The sequence below is a fragment of the Hwangdonia sp. genome, assembly GCF_048381975.1.
Taxonomy (GTDB): domain Bacteria; phylum Bacteroidota; class Bacteroidia; order Flavobacteriales; family Flavobacteriaceae; genus Hwangdonia; species Hwangdonia seohaensis.
The window spans coordinates 347,325-364,218 of record NZ_JBLWYT010000002.1; the positions used below are offsets into that span (position 1 = coordinate 347,325).

A 16,894-nucleotide genomic window follows, 5' to 3' on the forward strand; every position below is an offset into this window, starting at 1 on the left:
TATATGAAGATTTGTAAGCTATCTTTTGGTGAAATAGTCATTTTAAATAAAAATATTGCCGAAGTTATCGTTGATGAAGGTATTCTTTTTGATGAAATTATGGTTGACGAGTACCACGATTTTTTATTGAATAGTTTAGACGCTCCATTTGGCGTATTAATTAATAAAAAGAATGCGTATACCTATACTTTTGGTGCTCAAAAAAAAATTGTTTTACTAGATAAAATAAAAGCCAGAGCTGTTGTAACCCAAACGAGTGCTGCGCTAATGGCCTCTAAAACGTTAATTGCCATTAGTGGAAGTACACAGCATAATATTAAATTTTTTATGGACAGAGAGACGGCATTAATTTGGTTAAATAAAGAATTATCGCTATAGTTTTCTCAAACGTTTTAGGGTCTTCAAAAGCAAAATATAGTACTTCTAACTTGCATGCCAGCATATTAAATGTAAATTTGCAACCTCAAAAAAACACCCATGACAGAGTTTATTAGAAAGCGTACCGCAAATGCCAAGAATGATATTTTAAGCGGTATTACCGTGGCATTGGCATTAGTGCCCGAAGCCGTAGCCTTTGCATTTGTTGCTGGCGTAGACCCGCTAGTTGGCTTGTATGCCGCTTTTATGATTGGTTTGATAACTTCTGTTTTTGGAGGTCGCCCGGGCATGATAAGTGGTGCAACCGGGGCATTGGCGGTGGTTATGGTAAGTTTGGTTGCCGAAGGAAACGCCATGGGAGCAGAAGGCGAAGACTTAGGCCTATACTATTTATTTGCAACTGTTATTTTAATGGGAGCCATACAAATGTTGGCCGGCATTCTTAAATTGGGAAAGTTTGTAAGATTGATACCGCACCCTGTAATGATGGGCTTTGTAAATGGATTGGCCATTGTGATTTTTATATCTCAACTAGGTATGTTTCCTAGTTTAGTTCCTGAAGATGTTTATTTCTGGGAAAGTACTGGGAGATGGTTTAGTGAATTTTTTAATGGTCTAGTAACCAATGTAGAGTTTCAGATAATGTTTGGTTTAATTCTTATTACAATGGGAATTATGTATGGTTTGCCAAAACTCACCAAAAAACTGCCCGAAGCTTTAATTGCTATTTTAGTGGTTTCAGCGATAGTGATTTTTGGAAACTTAGATGTGGCAACCGTTGGTAGTTTTATTCGCGATGGCGGCGGCGAAGGCCTAAAAGGGGGATTGCCACAGTTTCAAACCGATATTTTTAGCAAAGTACCGTTCAATTTAGAAACCATAAAATTTATTTTTCCTTACGCTTTAATTCTTGCTGCCATTGGCTTGATAGAATCATTAATGACACTAAATTTAATTGACGAATTAACCGAAACCAGAGGGAACACCAACAAAGAATGTTTAGCCCAAGGTGGCGCCAATATTGTTACTGGATTTTTTGGTGGTATGGGCGGTTGTGCCATGATTGGGCAATCGTTAATTAACATAAAAGGTGGCGGTCGTGGTAGATTGTCGGGTATTGTTGCCGCATTAATGTTATTGGTATTTATCCTTTTTGCATCCGGACTTATCGAGCAAGTGCCCATCGCAGCCTTAGTAGGTGTTATGTTTATGGTGGTTATTGGCACATTTGCGTGGAGTAGTTTCAGGATTTTAAACAAAATCCCGCTAAGCGACGTTATTGTTTTGGTCGCGGTATCGGCCTTAACCGTTATTTTCGATTTGGCCATTGCCGTAATTGCCGGTGTGATTATTAGTGCTTTGGTGTTTTCGTGGGAAAACGCAAAACGCATTCGCGCCCGTAAACGCATGAAGGAAGACGGCACTAAGATTTACGAAATATGGGGCCCATTATTTTTCGGATCCATTATAGCGTTTAACGAAAAATTTGACGTGAAAAACGACCCTGAAAATGTGGAAGTTGATTTTGTAGAATCCCGTATTAGCGACCATTCGGCTATCGAAGCCATCTTTAATTTGGTTAATAAATACGAAGCTGCGGGTAAATCGATTAAACTAAAACACTTAAGCGAAGATTGTAAAATACTGCTTTACAAATCAAGCCCTAAGTTTAGGGAAGTTATCGTTGAGGCTATCGACGACCCACGTTATCATTTAGCCGAAAACCCAGAGGCTTTCACCAAAGGACTTTCGGAGTATAAGTTTTGATATGGTTGGAAGTTAGAAGTTAGAAGTTGGAAGATGGAAGACCGAAGACGGATGTTCACTCAGGGTAAGACGGAAATTTGTTTGCGTACAAAATCTCACCGAATCAACGATGCGGAAATGTGTACAAATTAATAAATCACTTTTTGATTTATAAGAGTAAGAGTTCCCCGCCTTGGAGGGGCTAGGGGTGGTTTTTAAATTAAAGAGTTAGAAGATAAGCTTTGACTGTTGGCTGAAGACTGCTGTACGCAGAGTTTCACAGAGATGCACGAAGTTTTGACCGAAACCATGATTCACTGAAAACTGCGACTGTAAACTGAGACTGAATACTGCGATAGAAAACTGAATACTATTGCACCCGTACACTAATTGGAACCAACTTTGTATAATCGCCATTGTTTCTAATTACATCACGTACAATGGAAGATGCGATATACGATGTTCTCGCTGAAGTTAGTAAGAATACCGTTTCAATAGGTGCTAAATCCCTATTGGTATGTGCAATGGCTTTTTCAAACTCAAAATCGGCTGGGTTTCGGAGGCCACGTAAAATAAATTCCGCTTCAATTTTTTTGCAAAAATCTACGGTTAAACCTTCGTAAGTCATCACCTTAATTTTGGGTTCGCCAGCAAAAGTATCTTCAATAAAATTTTTGCGTTCTTCTAACGAGAACATGTATTTTTTGTCGGCATTTATCCCAATAGCCACAATTATCTCATCAAAAAGCGTGACGCCTCTCTTAATAATATCGTAATGTCCTAACGTAATCGGGTCAAAAGACCCTGGAAATATAGCGCGTTTCATAAGCCCCTCTTAATCTCCCCAAAGGGGAGAAATTAATATATTGTAAATATAAGCTTCTTAAATTTATTATTCACAATTGTTTCCCTCCTTTGGAGGGATTAAGGGAGGCTTTTCAAAGCTTCTTCAATGGCATTATCGAATAAATCTGCTAACGGTATTCCGGCAGCGGCGGCTTGTTGTGGCAATATGCTTTCTCTGGTTAAACCGGGAATGGTGTTTACTTCCAACAAATGCGGCTCACCATCTTTAAAAATATATTCGCTTCGGCTAAAGCCTTTCATTTTTAAAATCTCGTAAACCTTTTTGGCCATTTTAGTTACTTTTTCTTCTTGCTCCGCACTTAATCTGGCCGGTGTAATTTCCTGAGATTTACCTAAATACTTGGCTTCGTAATCAAAAAAATCATTTTCGGTTACGATTTCTGTAATGGGCAGTACTTTGGTTTTATTTTTAAACGAAATAACGCCAACAGAAACCTCGATACCATCTAAAAACGATTCAATAATAATTTCATCATCTTCTTTAAAAGCTACGTTGATGGCGTTTTTTAAATCTTCCTTTTTATGCACTTTAGTAATGCCAAAACTACTGCCTGCTTTGTTGGCTTTTACAAAACAAGGCAAGCCGACTTTGGCAATTATTTCATCGTTATTTATGTCATCTCCAAAATTTATATAAAACGACTCAGCGGTTTTTATGCCGTAAGGTTTTAAAGTGCTTAGGCAATCGCGTTTATTAAAGGTTAAAGCCGCTTGGTACATGCCACAGCTTGTGTGCGGCATATTTATTAATTTGAAATAGCCTTGCATAAAACCATCTTCTCCAGGCGCCCCGTGAATGGCATTAAACACACAATGGAAAGTGATTTTTTCAGCTTTAACGGTAACCGAAAAATCATTTTTATCGATAGGAAATTCCTCATCGTCATCATTTACATAAACCCATTTGTCTTTAAAAATATGAATGCGATAGGCGTTGTATTTAGACTTATCTAAAGTTTCAAAAACCACGTTTCCGCTTTTTAATGAGATTTTGTATTCGCTGGAATAGCCTCCCATAATAATGGCAATATTTTTCATATAAAATTTTTTTATCATTCCCTTGAAGAAGGGAATCTCATCCATTTTTCATTCCTCCTTTTGTCTTCGCTCAAGAAAAAATTCGGCGGTAACCTCTTTTTATTTTTTTAAATTTTACGTCATACATTGAAAACTGGGTTTAAAGTTTAAATGGATTTCTACAGTGCGTTAGGGATAGTAGTGGAAAGCCCACAGCCCGAAGGTGCGAGGACTTGCAACGGATAGCCCGACCCCATGCCTGAACGCAGTGGAAGGGTTGGGGTAACGCCCAAAATATTTAAGCCATAAACCAAATTATTGTTTGTTTGCAATCTAAAAACCTACAATAAAACGTAAGTATTAATAGTTAAGCTAAAATATCATATATATTGCAAAAGAAAAAACAGTTACGTTTTTATATATTTGCCGTATCGAAAATTATAATACATGAGCATTATTAAATTTCTTGTAAGTAGAGCGTTTTTAAAACAAATTGTACTGGCTGTAGTGGCTTTGGTGGTTTTATCTTTTTTAATGCTATCGTGGTTAAAATCATCGACCAACCATGGCGATTTTGAAACCGTACCGGATTTAAAAGGAAAATCTATAAGTGTTGCCGAAATTGAATTAAAAGAAAATAATTTGGTGATGCAAATACAGGATTCTGCTAATTTCAATCCGGATTACCCAAAATTTTCGGTTATAGAACAAGATCCGCCCGTTGGAGCAAAAGTTAAGGAGAACAGGAAAATTTACATCACATTAAACCCTTCTGGTTACAGAAAAGTACGAGTGCCCAATTTATTGGAAAGCACGTTACGGCAAGCAAAACCAACCTTGGAAGCTTTGGAGTTTAAAGTGGGCAAACTCACTTATGTGGATAATATTGGTAAAGATATTGTACTAAAAATGCAACATAAAGGCCAAACCATTCAGGCTGGAGATATGTTGCCAAAAACCGAAAAAATTGATTTAGTGCTGGGTAATGGCAATCGGCCATCAAACTAAAATTAATTACAGACTTCAATACGCATTAATTCAATAAAATGGAAGACTATACACCACAATTACCCGACGAGGATAATTTATACGAGCATTATGCTTTTACGGTAGATAAAGGGCAAACTCCTTTGCGTATAGATAAATACTTAATGAATTTTGTTGAAAATGCCACGCGAAATAAAATTCAGGCAGCCGCAAAAAACGGCAGTGTTTTTGTAAATAACGAGCCCGTAAAATCCAATTACAAAGTAAAGCCTTTTGATGCCATTCGCGTGTTGTTTGCGCATCCACCATTTGAGAATTTGTTGGTTGGCGAAGATATTCCTTTGGATGTGGTTTATGAAGACGACACCCTTTTGGTTGTAAACAAACCCGCAGGCATGGTGGTACATCCCGGTCATGGCAATTACTCGGGTACCTTAATAAATGGCTTGATTTACAGATTTGATAATTTACCGAACAATTCCAGCGAGCGTCCCGGTCTGGTACACAGAATCGATAAAGATACCAGCGGACTTTTGGTGGTTGCCAAAACCGAAAAAGCCATGGCGCATTTATCCTTGCAATTTGCCGAAAAAACCAGCGAACGCGAATACGTTGCCATAGTTTGGGGCAATATGGAAGCAGACGAAGGCACTATTGAGGGCAACATTGGCAGACACCCCAAAAACCGATTGCAAAACACCGTTTTTTTTGATGATGAAGCCGACAAAGGCAAACCAGCTGTAACACACTACAAGGTTTTAGAGCGTTTGGGCTACGTAACTTTGGTGTCTTGTAAGTTAGAAACGGGCAGGACGCACCAAATACGTGTGCACATGAAACACATAGGGCATACCTTGTTTAACGATGCCCGTTACGGTGGCGACAAAATATTAAAAGGCACCACGTTTACCAAGTACAAACAGTTTGTAGATAACTGTTTTAAGGTACTGCCAAGGCAAGCCTTACACGCCAAAACATTAGGGTTTAAACACCCAAAAACAGGTAAGTTTATGCGTTTCGACACGCCAATTCCAAACGATATGCAACAGTGTATTGAAAAATGGAAAACCTACTCCAAACACCAAGAATTGGAATAGCCCTGTAATGCTGAACTGTCACAGGGAGCACAGTCGAAGTGTTGTTTCAGTATCTCATAAAATCATAACTATGGGTTTTATTATTTGGGCGTTACCACAACCCTTCCACTGCGCTCAGGGCAAGTGGTCAGGCTTTCCGCTATATCTTTTTTTTACGCCATAGCGAGGAGCGAGCTAGCCTGTGCTGCGCATAGTCGAAGTATGGCTATCTGTTAAATTTTTATTCTAAATAAAGTTTGTTTTATTTCTTTCAAAAAAAGGATGAGTTTATCCTGAGCTTGTCGAAGGGCCTCAATCCTTAACGCGCTTGTTTGTTAGTTGGTGTTTTTTTGAATGAAGTTTATTTGTTTTTTGATAGGTTCGTTTAACGGTTACATATATGAATAGGTGCGGGTTTACGTGCGAGGATTTTCCGAAGGAAAATCAGACGTAGTAAACTTGCAACTACCTTTGGTTAAGCCCAAAATTGAGCAATTATTTTTATATATTGTAGTAAAATATTTTAAATTCCGCTCAATATAATTCCGATAATTATTATAATCAACGAAGTCACAAGAAACGGTTTTTTACTTTTATAAATATCTGAAATTAAATTCCAACAATACAAATAAATAAATAACGGAAACATAAAACCCAAATAAGCAAAGTCCTTTTCAATTGTCAAATCCACTCCAGCAAAAAACCAAAACAGACGCACAAGAAAAAATAATGTTCCAAATAAAATCCAAATCGTATTAGTTGGAGCCATTCTCAATCTAATGTTTTTCTTTCTGTTAGTCGCAAAAGGTTTACTCATCCACAAATAAGTTGTAAAACAAAATGAAAATCCAACTGAAGCAAAACCAATTAAAGTCAGATAATAAATGGAAAATTCATAACTATAGAAATTTGACCAGCTCAAGTCCGTGATAATTTCTCCAACATTACACATCTTTAAAAATACTCGAAATAATGCATTGAAGATTAAGCTAAATCCGATTCCAATTGCAATTCCGCTATAAAATTGGAACTTTCCAATTTCGTTTATTCTGAAGTCAGATTTGAGTTTTTTCAATTCAGCGTATTGTTTGGTCAAATGCTTTACTGATATCAAATCGTTTTAATGATTTATATCAGCCATTAAACAAAGTTATGGTTTTTTCTCACAAAGTCAAAGTCATCAACCGTATTTATTGTGCTATTGCTAATATTTACCAATTAAGATTTTAAATGTAGATTACTAATCGTAAATTTGGTTTTATTAAAAAGCAAGATTTCCGCCTTCGCGGAAATGGAAAAAGTTAACTCTCTATGAAACTCGTTTTATCCCCAGCAAAATCCTTGGATTTTGAAACCAAAATACCAATTCAGCACGCCACCGAAGCTTGTTTTTTAAAACAAGCCGAACGTTTAAATAAATTGCTAAAAAAGAAATCGGCTAAAAGCTTGTCGAAACTCTTGAAGATTTCAGATAATTTAGGGCAATTAAACTACGAGCGTAACCAAAATTGGGAACTGCCATTTACTAAAGACAATGCGCGACAAGCAGTGTATGCCTTTAGCGGCGATGTGTACAGAGGTTTGGACGCCTATACTATTCCAAAGGAAAAAATAGACACGCTTCAAAACACCGTACGCATTATTTCGGGGTTGTACGGCCTTTTGAAGCCAACCGATTTAATTCAGCCATACCGTTTGGAAATGGGCACAAAATTCCCAGTGGGCAAAAATAAAAACCTTTATGAGTTTTGGCGAAAATCCGTTACCAAAGCTTTAAACGACGAATTGGAAGACGACGAACTATTTTTAAACTTGGCAAGTAACGAGTATTTTAAGGCCATTGATACCAAAGCTTTAAAAGTACCGGTAATTACGGCTAATTTTAAAGATTTAAAAAATGGCGAGTACAAAACGATTATGACTTTTGCCAAACTTGCACGGGGTTACATGACGCGCTATATTATTGATGCCAACGCCAAAACGATTGACGATTTAAAAGCTTTCAATTACGAAGGTTATAATTTTAGCGAACCCATGAGTACAGAAACCGATCTTGTTTTTATAAGATAATTAGGTGCGTCAAAACGAGGAGAAAGGCGAGGTGGTTATCGCATTAAAATAAACAGATGGCCACATCACATTGAAAATAAGATTCTTCATGACGGAAAAATAATCTCTATTTGAATAATTCAACGACTACTTTTTAATATGCTTTACTACGTAACAATTGCGCTCCAAGGTTTTTGTATTTACCATTTATTAAAAAACAGAAGCCCGTATTATTGGATTTTTTTAATCATCTTTTTACCCATTGTAGGCTGTGTTATTTATTTAATAACACAAGTTTACAACAAACGGGATGCCGAAGAAATAACAGAAGAAATTACACATATTGTAAATCCAACTAAAAAGATAAAGGATTTGGAAAAACAACTTCAGTTTTCCGAAACCTACCAAAACCGAGTGAATTTAGCCGATGCGCTGTTGGAAAATAATGATTACAACAACGCCATTCCTCATTATTTAGAAGCTTTGGACGAACATATGCAAAATGATTATTATGTAATAAAGCAATTAATTAAAGCTTATTATAATGTTGAGGATTTTGAGCAGGTTGTTTTATATGCTGAAAAAATAAAGGAACATCCAGAATTTAAAAAATCGAAGTCTCAGTTTTTATACGGTTTAGCCCTGGAAAAATTGGGTAATTTTGAAGCAGCCGAAGCAAATTTAAGGGCCATCGATATCCGTTATTCTTTTTATAACGAACGCTTGGTGTTGGCTAAATTTTTAATAAGCAGAAAAAAAGAAGCCGAGGCCAAGGCTGTTTTACAAGACATACAAACCGAATCGCAGCACTTAACAAAACCAAACAAAAAAATATTTCGAGCTACCATACTGGATGTTGATAGTTTGTTAACCCATTTACAAACCAATTGATTACAGCTTTGGTTGTGCTTTGTTACCTATATTGATTTTGGTTTCAATAGATGGTTTCTTTTTAATTCTAGGGCGTCTAACCCCAAAAGTACCTCGGTTTATTTTACCGCGTTTCGTTTTTTTATCGCCTTTTCCCATTAATTTATAGTATTTTTCATTCCCGTGAAAACGGGAATCTTTTTATCTTTAACTAAAAATAATATAAGGATTTTAAACACGCAAACCAAGTAAAACTTGTTTAAACACAAACACCCATACAAACCTTTCATCCAAAAAGACACGACTAAATTAATAGTGGGCACCTTGCCACCTCCACGGTTTTCTACCGGAGAACTTTTAGAAAAGGACGTCGATTTTTGCTACGGAAGTTATTACAATTCGCTGTGGTTGTTTATAGATGAAATCCATAATTTAAAACTGCGTTACGATAATTCCAACGAAGCTATTGAAGAGCGCAAACAGTTTTTAATACAACATAAAATAGGTGTTTGCGATATTGTTGAAAGTGCCGAACGCAATAAGATTGACGCCTCCGATTTGGGCATGAAAAACATAAAACTCCGCGATTTAATTGGTTATTTAAAGCAATATCCAAATATCGATACTTTGTTGTTTACAGGTGGAAACAGTAAAAACGGTCCCGAATATTTCTTTAGAAAACATATAAAAGATTACAGTATTACATTAGAATTGGTGAATAATGAAGTGCCTCGAATTCATCAATTCGTCATTCCCAACAAAACTCGGGAATCTGTTCAATCAAAACGAATCATCAAAACCGTGTCGCTCACCTCAGGTTCTGGCGCAGCCAATATTTCTATAGGCAAATTGCCTTTGTACAAACAATTAAAAGCCAAAAACCCCAAATTTAATACCTTCGATTTTAGGGTGATGCAGTATCGGGAGTTTTTTTTATAATTTGGTTTATTGGAAAATTCTATTTATATTTGATGTAAAGTATTACATATTATGCTAAAACAGAACAGAACAGAACAGAACAGAACAGAACAGAACTTTATTTGTTCATATTTTAGTTTGGATGCCAATAATTTTCTGCCTTTTCATATTTAAAGGTTTTTCACAAACTTACAACCCAACCCCTTATTATTTTAGTGGTAGTGAAACCCTATTTACAACTGTAGACTATCACCCTTTTACAGATGATTATTCAATAGGGGTTAATTATTACGTTTCAGGACCTCTTTCATCGATTCATTGTTATTTATATGAAAGTGGTCAGGCAGTTCCAGGAATGGCTTATTCTTATGAATTGAAACGTGAAATAAAATCAAGCACGGATACACCTTTAGTTATATATTATGATGATGTAAGAACAGATTGCCCAAACTATATGATGCCGTGTGATATTCCTAGTCATGGAGGATTAAAACCAGATTGGGCAAGTAGGGCAGACTATTCTGCACGTTATTGGCTTACGGTAAAAGTAACCTTAACCATTTAAGGAGTGCCTCAAACAAAATATTACCATATTGAAAACGTAGGTGTGTCGGGGGCAAAAAGATTCTATAAAGGTTTAGAGTATTAATGTGAAAAAATAAAATTTACAAAAATGAAAAATTATAAATTATTGATTACGTGTTTGGGATTGGTTTCATTAGTCATCGTTGCTTGTTCTGATACAGTTGAAAAAAATAATGATGAAAAAAATCAAAGAGAATTTTATATTAATCATTTAGAAAAAGAATTGGCTTCAAATGGTGTAAAGAACACTAGCTATTTTACAGTTGATTACGATAACATTAATTTTGAAGGCAAAACCCATAGTGAAGTTATGGCGAATATAGATAAGGTTGTCCACATTTTTAAAGAAAACTTTGAAACGGATAATTTGTACAGGCTAAACAGGGTGAATTTGCTTATAAACATTATAAACCAAAATAAATTAATAGACAAAGAAATATTTTATAAAAAGCTGGTTAATGCTCCAACGGATGATGAAAAAATTGAGATTTATTATAATGAGCAAACAAAATATTTCAAGGAACTTGGTAGGGCTAAAGAAAATGGAGATTACAAGCTTTCCAACAAAATAGCAAATAAATATGCTTACCTAACAATATTGGCTAGAGATAGTCATGGAAATCTAATTTTGTACAAAGATGATATTCCTAAAACAAAGGAAAACCTTAGTTATAGTATAAAAAAATATGATGTAAGTATAGATAAAAACACAAAGAGTCCGGAAAGCAAAAATTCAACTAGCGTAATGTACGTAAACGGTATAAAGGTTATATAAAATACGGCTGTATAAAACGTTTTTTCAAATCCTTGAGAAATTTAATTATATCGTATTTCAAACGAGCTATTAATAAAAAAGAAGCTGTCTTATAAAATAAAGATAGCTTTTTTGTTAAGCTTAAATATTAAACAACATCTATCAGACACTACTCAACATATCATTAGTAATTACTATTACACTAGCAAAATGATAAAACTTTAAAATATAATTTTTGTCAGTCTTTTTTACTCAATTAATTAACGCTTTAAAATCCTTCAATTTACGGTATGTTCAAACATTTTTTTGGACTAAGAAAGTACCAGTTTTTTATAACGGCCAAAAGTATTTAGGCTTAAGCAGAAAATTAACTGTACCTTTGCGCCTTAATTAGAAGGAGATGGAATATAATTTGTCATCTCACAGACCCAAAAATTGGGGTACCAAAAAATTTATATGTCATTTAACTCTTTAGGCTTATCCGAAGCCTTGCTAAAAGCGATTAGCAAAAAAGGATACACAACGCCAAGTCCCATTCAACAAAAAGCAATCCCACCTATTTTAGAAGGAAAAGATGTTTTAGCTTCGGCGCAAACCGGAACCGGAAAAACAGCAGGTTTTACATTACCGCTTTTACAAGTACTTTCTGCGAATCCACAAGGAAAACACAGACCTATTCGTGCTTTAATATTAACACCAACACGCGAATTAGCGGCACAGGTGTACGCTAATGTTAAAGAATATAGCGAGTTTTTAAATTTAAGAAGCGCTGTTATTTTTGGTGGTGTAAATCAAAAACCACAAGTGGCAACCATCCGTCAAGGTATTGATGTTTTAGTGGCCACTCCGGGACGATTGATAGATTTGGAAAACCAAGGTTTGTTATCGTTAAAACGCATAGAGGTTTTAGTTTTAGATGAAGCCGACCGCATGCTCGATATGGGGTTTTTAAGAGATATTGAACGCATTATGAAACTCATGCCTGCAAAACGTCAAAACCTGATGTTTTCGGCAACCTTTTCAAAGGATATTAGAAAATTGGCAAACGGTATTTTAAACCATCCGGTGCAAGTTGAAGCAACACCGGAAAATACAACCGTAGAAGCTATTAACCAAAAGGTTTATCGCGTTGCAAAAGGCTTAAAAACAGGTTTGATTATCAAGCTGATCTCAGACGATAATTGGAAACAGGTATTGGTTTTTACCCGTACCAAACACGGTGCCAATAAACTTTGTAAAAAAATGGTTAGCGCAGGTATAACGGCTGCGGCCATTCACGGTAATAAAAGTCAAGGTGCACGAACCAAAGCCTTGGCGGGCTTTAAAAGCGGACGAATTCGCGTTTTAGTGGCCACCGATATTGCGGCACGTGGTTTAGATATCCCGTTACTGCCACATGTTATTAATTTTGAATTGCCTAATATCTCTGAAGATTACGTGCACCGTATTGGAAGAACGGGTAGAGCAGGGGCAAGCGGTGAAGCCATTTCTTTAGTAAGTGCGGACGAAACCACATATTTACGCGATATTGAAAAATTGATTGATATAAAGTTGCCCGTTGAAATTGTTGAAGGTTTTGAGCCCGACCCGAATGCTTCAACCGTACCCATAAAACCAGGTCAAAATCGTTCTCATAACTCTCGGAACAACAGTAGAAATTCAAACTCTAATAAAAACAGGAGCAGTTCAAAAAGAAGACCAAGCAGAAATAATAATAGAAAATCTACCGACAGAAGAAACTAACCGCAATGAGAAAAGCGTTAAAAGAAAAAATCATAGAAGTATGTAACCGGAAAATAGAACAAAAAGGAACTAACGTCGGTTTGTCATTTTATGCGTTTTTTGCCAATAAAAATGATGATCCGGAATTACTTATGGAAGCTGCAACATGGTGGATTTTAACTGAAAAATTGGATCATTTTGAAAAAGCCGAAAAAATTAAAAAATTAGTTTCAAAATTATAAAATGGAAACCCAACCCAACAACCCTTTGCACGGTATAAAGTTAGAGCAAATTGTTAACGATTTAGTGTCACACTACGGATGGGAATATATGGGTTATACTATAAAAATAAAGTGTTTTACCGATAACCCTTCGGTAAAATCCAGTTTAAAATTTTTACGGCGCACGCCTTGGGCGCGGACAAAAGTTGAAAACATGTATTTGAAGATGTTGAAGAATAAAAAATAATGATTTCACATTGTAATCTTTAAAATATGTTTTTTTCAGTTCAAAATAATCAAAATCGTATTTTTACAAAAACTTCAAAAAATGAACTCCAGAGCAGATCAGCTAAAAGCCTTTGATAGATTGTTAACCATAATGGATGAATTGCGAGCGCAATGCCCCTGGGATAAAAAACAAACTATGGAAAGTTTGCGCCATCTAACCATTGAAGAAACTTACGAATTGGGTGATGCTATTTTAGACAACGATTTAAACGAAGTTAAAAAAGAACTGGGCGATGTGCTTTTGCATATTGTGTTTTATGCTAAAATAGGAAGCGAAACCAATACTTTTGATATTGCCGATGTTTGCCATAGCATTTGCGAAAAACTAATTAGTAGGCATCCACATATTTACAGCGATGTTAAGGTTGAAAATGAGGATGATGTAAAACGAAACTGGGAAAACCTTAAGCTAAAAGAAGGAAAAACAAGTGTTTTGGAAGGTGTACCCAAGAGCTTACCAGCTTTGGTAAAAGCCAACAGAATTCAGGAAAAAGTGGCCGGCGTTGGTTTTGACTGGGAAGCACCAAATCAAGTTTGGGAAAAGGTTGAAGAGGAGCTAAGCGAATTTAAAGCCGAAGTAAGTTTAGGAAATCAAGATAAAATGGAAAGCGAGTTTGGCGATGTATTGTTCTCTATGGTAAACTACGCACGTTTTTTAAATATTAACCCCGAAAACGCTTTAGAGCGTACCAATAAAAAATTCTCAAAACGATTTCAATACCTTGAAGCGAAGGCAAAAAGTTTAAACAAACCTTTAAAGGATATGACATTGGTCGAAATGGATATCTTTTGGGAGGAAGCTAAAAGTCTGTAGTTTTTCATATCGTACAAATCTAAATTTGTATTTATCTTAACACTGTTAATTTGCTAAAAGGGCTTCATTTTCGTACATTTGCTGCATGGGAAAAGGAATTCATGAAAAGCGAAATAACAGAATCTTCAACTTTAACTTTCTGGTTTTTAGAAACCAATCGGATAAATTTATCCCACCTTCTACGTAATTCCATAAATATTCACTTTACACCTTAGTGTCTTATTTATATTATTTACTTGAGTTTTTAAGTAGATAATGCATATCGCAAAACTGAATTTGTTTCAGTTTTATTTCTATCTATTTTATAGATAAAAATCACTATAACCCTATTTAATGACTATTAAAACATTTGATGCTTTTTCAAGGCTATCTATGATTGATATTAACCGTATCACCAATTTTTTACATGAACATTCCGGAGTTTTTAAAGACACCAAAAGTGCTATTCAAAAATCTATTTTGTATGCCGCCAAAGAGCTTCCCGGATTAGGTGGTTACGTGTTTGTTATGGAAAATAAAAATGAAATTTTGGGAGCTGTTGTGGTAAATAGAACAGGTATGAATGAGTATTTATCTGAAAACATATTGGTTTATGTGGCGGTTAAAAAAAGTTTCAGAAGAAAAGGAATTGCCAAAGCATTAATTAAACACACCATAAAATACTGTAAGGGCGATATTGCAGTACACATAAACAAAGATAATCCGGTTATAAAAATATTTGAAAAACAAGGCTTTAAAGCAAGAAATATAGAAATGCGATTAGAGCGATAATCAATTTAATAATACAAGAACAAATGAAAATTTTACAAGTAAAAAGAAAAACAACTTACGAAAAACGACATACAGTAAAAATGGGAGAGCTAACCACAAAGGTAACTTATATAAAGAAATACTTGTTTGGCTTACCTATAAAAACGCTTCATAAGTACCGCGAAACCTATTATGGCGAGGTAAAAGACTGTAAAGACTGTATGTTATTCGTTTAATTATTTTTTTCAAAAAATTATCAACAAAAACAACTAAATGAAAGTACTAGTAATTGGAGCGGGAAATATGGGGCTTACTTATGCCGAAGGGATGTCTAAATCAAAACTCTTAAAAAAGAGGAATATTATGGTTTTAGATAAGTCTGAAGAGAAATTGGAAGCACTTAATCAAATTTCGCATTTTGATGCTTTTAAAGAGTTGGATGAATGTGTACCACAAGCAGACATCATTTTTATTGCAGTAAAACCCTATCATGCTGAAGGTCTTTTTAAAGCCATAAAATCACTGGTAAAACCACAACAAATTATTATCTCTATTATGGCAGGCGTTACCATTGCTACCATAAAAGAGATAACCGGATTAGAAAAAATAGTTAGGGCGATGCCTAATTTACCAGCCCAAATAGGGAAGGGGTTAACATCGTATGTCACGTCAGATGAAGTGTCGAGAATTGAAATGTTAACCATTGAAAGCTTATTGGATACAACGGGAAAATCCATTCGTGTGTCCAACGAAAAACTGATTGATGCATCCACGGGAATTTCCGGTAGCGGACCTGCTTATGTGTTTTACTTTATGCAAAGTATGATGGAAGCAGCACTGCAAATGGGTTTTTCAAAAAACGATTCCACCGTTTTGGTGAGCCAAACCTTTACGGGCGCGATTGAGTTGTTTAATCAATCAAACTTATCACCAAATTCTTGGATGGACAAGGTCGCATCAAAAGGAGGCACCACACGTGCCGCTTTGGATTCAATGGAAGATAACAATGTAAACGAGTTAATAAAAGAAGCCGCATTTTCCGCATTTAACCGTGCAGTGGAATTAGGTAAAGAACACTAATATGTGTAAAGAAAGAATAGTAATAAAAGTTGGTACTAATGTAATGACCAACAAAGACAATAGAATAGTAAGACCAGTTTTAAGACGATTGGTAAAACAAATAGCAGAACTTTACGAGCGTGGTATTATGACCATTTTGGTCTCTTCGGGTTCTGTAATTGCAGGAAAAGAAGTGCTGGGGAAATCTAAAATAGAAGACACAACCCAAAGGCGTCAGGTGTATTCTGCCATTGGGCAACCTAGAATGATGCGCCTCTACTATAATATTTTTCACGATTATGGCATGAAGTGCGCCCAGGTATTGCCCACAAAGCGCGATTTTAGCCCAGGCGTACACAGGCAGAATATGATTAATTGTTGCGAAGGGTTACTGGCTGAGGGTGTCATCCCTATTGCCAATGAAGATGACGCCGTATCGGTGACCATGTCTATGTTTTCGGATAACGACGAATTGGCAAGCTTAATTGCGCAATTATTAAACGCCGATAAACTTATCATTTTAACAGATATTGATGGGCTTTTTACGGGACATCCTGAAGAAGCCAGTAGCGATTTAATAAAGAACGTATGTCCAGAAGAAGATTTGGAAAAATATATAAAAGATAGTAATAAAGCCGAAGAAGAAGGCAGAGGCGGTATGGGCTCAAAATTGGATTATGCCCAACAAGCCGCGGCCAATAATGTACCAACCTTTATTGCAAACGGAAAAAAAGATAATACCATTATTGATATTATTAATGGAAAATCAGTTGGTACAAAAGTATCACTATAA

The 16,894-nt window shown here is 35.7% G+C and carries 21 protein-coding genes; 17 read left to right on the top strand and 4 right to left on the bottom strand.

The features are described from left to right. Positions 1–3 precede the first annotated feature (3 nt). Both ACN5J7_RS05480 and ACN5J7_RS05485 read left to right on the top strand, forming a co-directional pair. A complete protein-coding gene (locus ACN5J7_RS05480) occupies positions 4–378 on the top strand; it encodes a hypothetical protein (protein ID WP_418603119.1) in 375 nt (124 codons plus the stop codon). Positions 379–477: 99 nt separating this feature from the next. Then, positions 478–2,145, top strand: a complete 1,668-nt coding sequence (locus ACN5J7_RS05485) for a SulP family inorganic anion transporter (protein ID WP_418603120.1) — start codon at positions 478–480, stop codon at positions 2,143–2,145. Between the two features lie 349 nt (positions 2,146–2,494). On the opposite strand, the gene coaD is transcribed toward ACN5J7_RS05485, so the two are convergent. Continuing rightward, the gene (gene coaD / locus ACN5J7_RS05490; protein ID WP_418603121.1) at positions 2,495–2,950 is read right to left on the bottom strand and encodes a pantetheine-phosphate adenylyltransferase; all 456 of its coding nucleotides are present in this window, start codon (positions 2,948–2,950) and stop codon (positions 2,495–2,497) included. A gap of 98 nt (positions 2,951–3,048) precedes the next feature. Next, positions 3,049–4,029 (bottom strand): D-alanine--D-alanine ligase, encoded by a 981-nt coding sequence (locus tag ACN5J7_RS05495; RefSeq protein ID WP_418603122.1) that lies wholly within the window; start codon positions 4,027–4,029, stop codon positions 3,049–3,051. A 426-nt stretch (positions 4,030–4,455) separates the two neighbouring features. Between ACN5J7_RS05495 and ACN5J7_RS05500 the strand changes: the two genes are divergently transcribed. After that, positions 4,456–5,016 carry a PASTA domain-containing protein gene (locus ACN5J7_RS05500; RefSeq protein ID WP_418603123.1) on the top strand — a complete coding sequence of 187 codons (561 nt, stop codon included), beginning with the start codon at positions 4,456–4,458 and terminating at the stop codon, positions 5,014–5,016. A gap of 38 nt (positions 5,017–5,054) precedes the next feature. After that, on the top strand, positions 5,055–6,092 hold the full coding sequence (locus ACN5J7_RS05505; RefSeq protein ID WP_418603124.1) for an RluA family pseudouridine synthase: 1,038 nt from the start codon (positions 5,055–5,057) through the stop codon (positions 6,090–6,092). Positions 6,093–6,594: 502 nt separating this feature from the next. Here ACN5J7_RS05505 and ACN5J7_RS05510 read toward each other — a convergent pair. Then, complete coding sequence (locus ACN5J7_RS05510) at positions 6,595–7,185, bottom strand: hypothetical protein (protein WP_418603125.1); 591 nt, start codon at positions 7,183–7,185, stop codon at positions 6,595–6,597. A gap of 197 nt (positions 7,186–7,382) precedes the next feature. Here ACN5J7_RS05510 and yaaA point away from each other — a divergent pair, with 197 nt between their 5' ends. Together yaaA and ACN5J7_RS05520 are read left to right on the top strand one after the other, a co-directional pair. After that, complete coding sequence (gene yaaA / locus ACN5J7_RS05515) at positions 7,383–8,141, top strand: peroxide stress protein YaaA (RefSeq protein ID WP_418603126.1); 759 nt, start codon at positions 7,383–7,385, stop codon at positions 8,139–8,141. Positions 8,142–8,279: 138 nt separating this feature from the next. Continuing rightward, positions 8,280–9,011, top strand: a complete 732-nt coding sequence (locus tag ACN5J7_RS05520; RefSeq protein ID WP_418603127.1) for a hypothetical protein — start codon at positions 8,280–8,282, stop codon at positions 9,009–9,011. Here ACN5J7_RS05520 and ACN5J7_RS05525 read toward each other — a convergent pair whose 3' ends face one another. Then, the gene (locus ACN5J7_RS05525; protein WP_311941756.1) at positions 9,012–9,149 is read right to left on the bottom strand and encodes a 30S ribosomal protein THX; all 138 of its coding nucleotides are present in this window, start codon (positions 9,147–9,149) and stop codon (positions 9,012–9,014) included. It abuts the gene before it with no gap. A gap of 96 nt (positions 9,150–9,245) precedes the next feature. On the opposite strand from ACN5J7_RS05525, the gene ACN5J7_RS05530 reads away from it, so the two are divergent. The 11 genes from ACN5J7_RS05530 to proB all read left to right on the top strand — a co-directional run bounded on the left by ACN5J7_RS05530 (position 9,246) and on the right by proB (position 16,894). Next, a complete protein-coding gene (locus ACN5J7_RS05530) occupies positions 9,246–9,929 on the top strand; it encodes a uracil-DNA glycosylase family protein (protein WP_418603128.1) in 684 nt (227 codons plus the stop codon). 121 nt (positions 9,930–10,050) lie between these two features. Further along, a complete protein-coding gene (locus ACN5J7_RS05535; RefSeq protein ID WP_418603129.1) occupies positions 10,051–10,473 on the top strand; it encodes a hypothetical protein in 423 nt (140 codons plus the stop codon). Positions 10,474–10,581: 108 nt separating this feature from the next. Further along, the gene (locus tag ACN5J7_RS05540; protein ID WP_418603130.1) at positions 10,582–11,268 is read left to right on the top strand and encodes a hypothetical protein; all 687 of its coding nucleotides are present in this window, start codon (positions 10,582–10,584) and stop codon (positions 11,266–11,268) included. A gap of 435 nt (positions 11,269–11,703) precedes the next feature. Continuing rightward, positions 11,704–12,990 (top strand): DEAD/DEAH box helicase, encoded by a 1,287-nt coding sequence (locus ACN5J7_RS05545; RefSeq protein WP_418603131.1) that lies wholly within the window; start codon positions 11,704–11,706, stop codon positions 12,988–12,990. A 5-nt stretch (positions 12,991–12,995) separates the two neighbouring features. Beyond that, positions 12,996–13,211: a DUF6500 family protein gene (locus ACN5J7_RS05550; protein WP_418603132.1), complete on the top strand. Its 216-nt coding sequence runs from the start codon at positions 12,996–12,998 to the stop codon at positions 13,209–13,211. A 1-nt stretch (position 13,212) separates the two neighbouring features. Continuing rightward, on the top strand, positions 13,213–13,437 hold the full coding sequence (locus ACN5J7_RS05555) for a VF530 family protein (RefSeq protein ID WP_311941775.1): 225 nt from the start codon (positions 13,213–13,215) through the stop codon (positions 13,435–13,437). 81 nt (positions 13,438–13,518) lie between these two features. After that, on the top strand, positions 13,519–14,292 hold the full coding sequence (gene mazG / locus ACN5J7_RS05560; RefSeq protein WP_418603133.1) for a nucleoside triphosphate pyrophosphohydrolase: 774 nt from the start codon (positions 13,519–13,521) through the stop codon (positions 14,290–14,292). A 333-nt stretch (positions 14,293–14,625) separates the two neighbouring features. Then, positions 14,626–15,063: a GNAT family N-acetyltransferase gene (locus tag ACN5J7_RS05565; protein ID WP_418603134.1), complete on the top strand. Its 438-nt coding sequence runs from the start codon at positions 14,626–14,628 to the stop codon at positions 15,061–15,063. A 23-nt stretch (positions 15,064–15,086) separates the two neighbouring features. Further along, entirely contained in the window at positions 15,087–15,278 is a 192-nt protein-coding gene (locus tag ACN5J7_RS05570) for a hypothetical protein (RefSeq protein ID WP_311941784.1), read from the top strand. Positions 15,279–15,315: 37 nt separating this feature from the next. Further along, entirely contained in the window at positions 15,316–16,122 is an 807-nt protein-coding gene (gene proC, locus ACN5J7_RS05575) for a pyrroline-5-carboxylate reductase (RefSeq protein WP_418603135.1), read from the top strand. 1 nt (position 16,123) lies between these two features. Then, positions 16,124–16,894 carry a glutamate 5-kinase gene (gene proB, locus ACN5J7_RS05580; protein ID WP_311941792.1) on the top strand — a complete coding sequence of 257 codons (771 nt, stop codon included), beginning with the start codon at positions 16,124–16,126 and terminating at the stop codon, positions 16,892–16,894.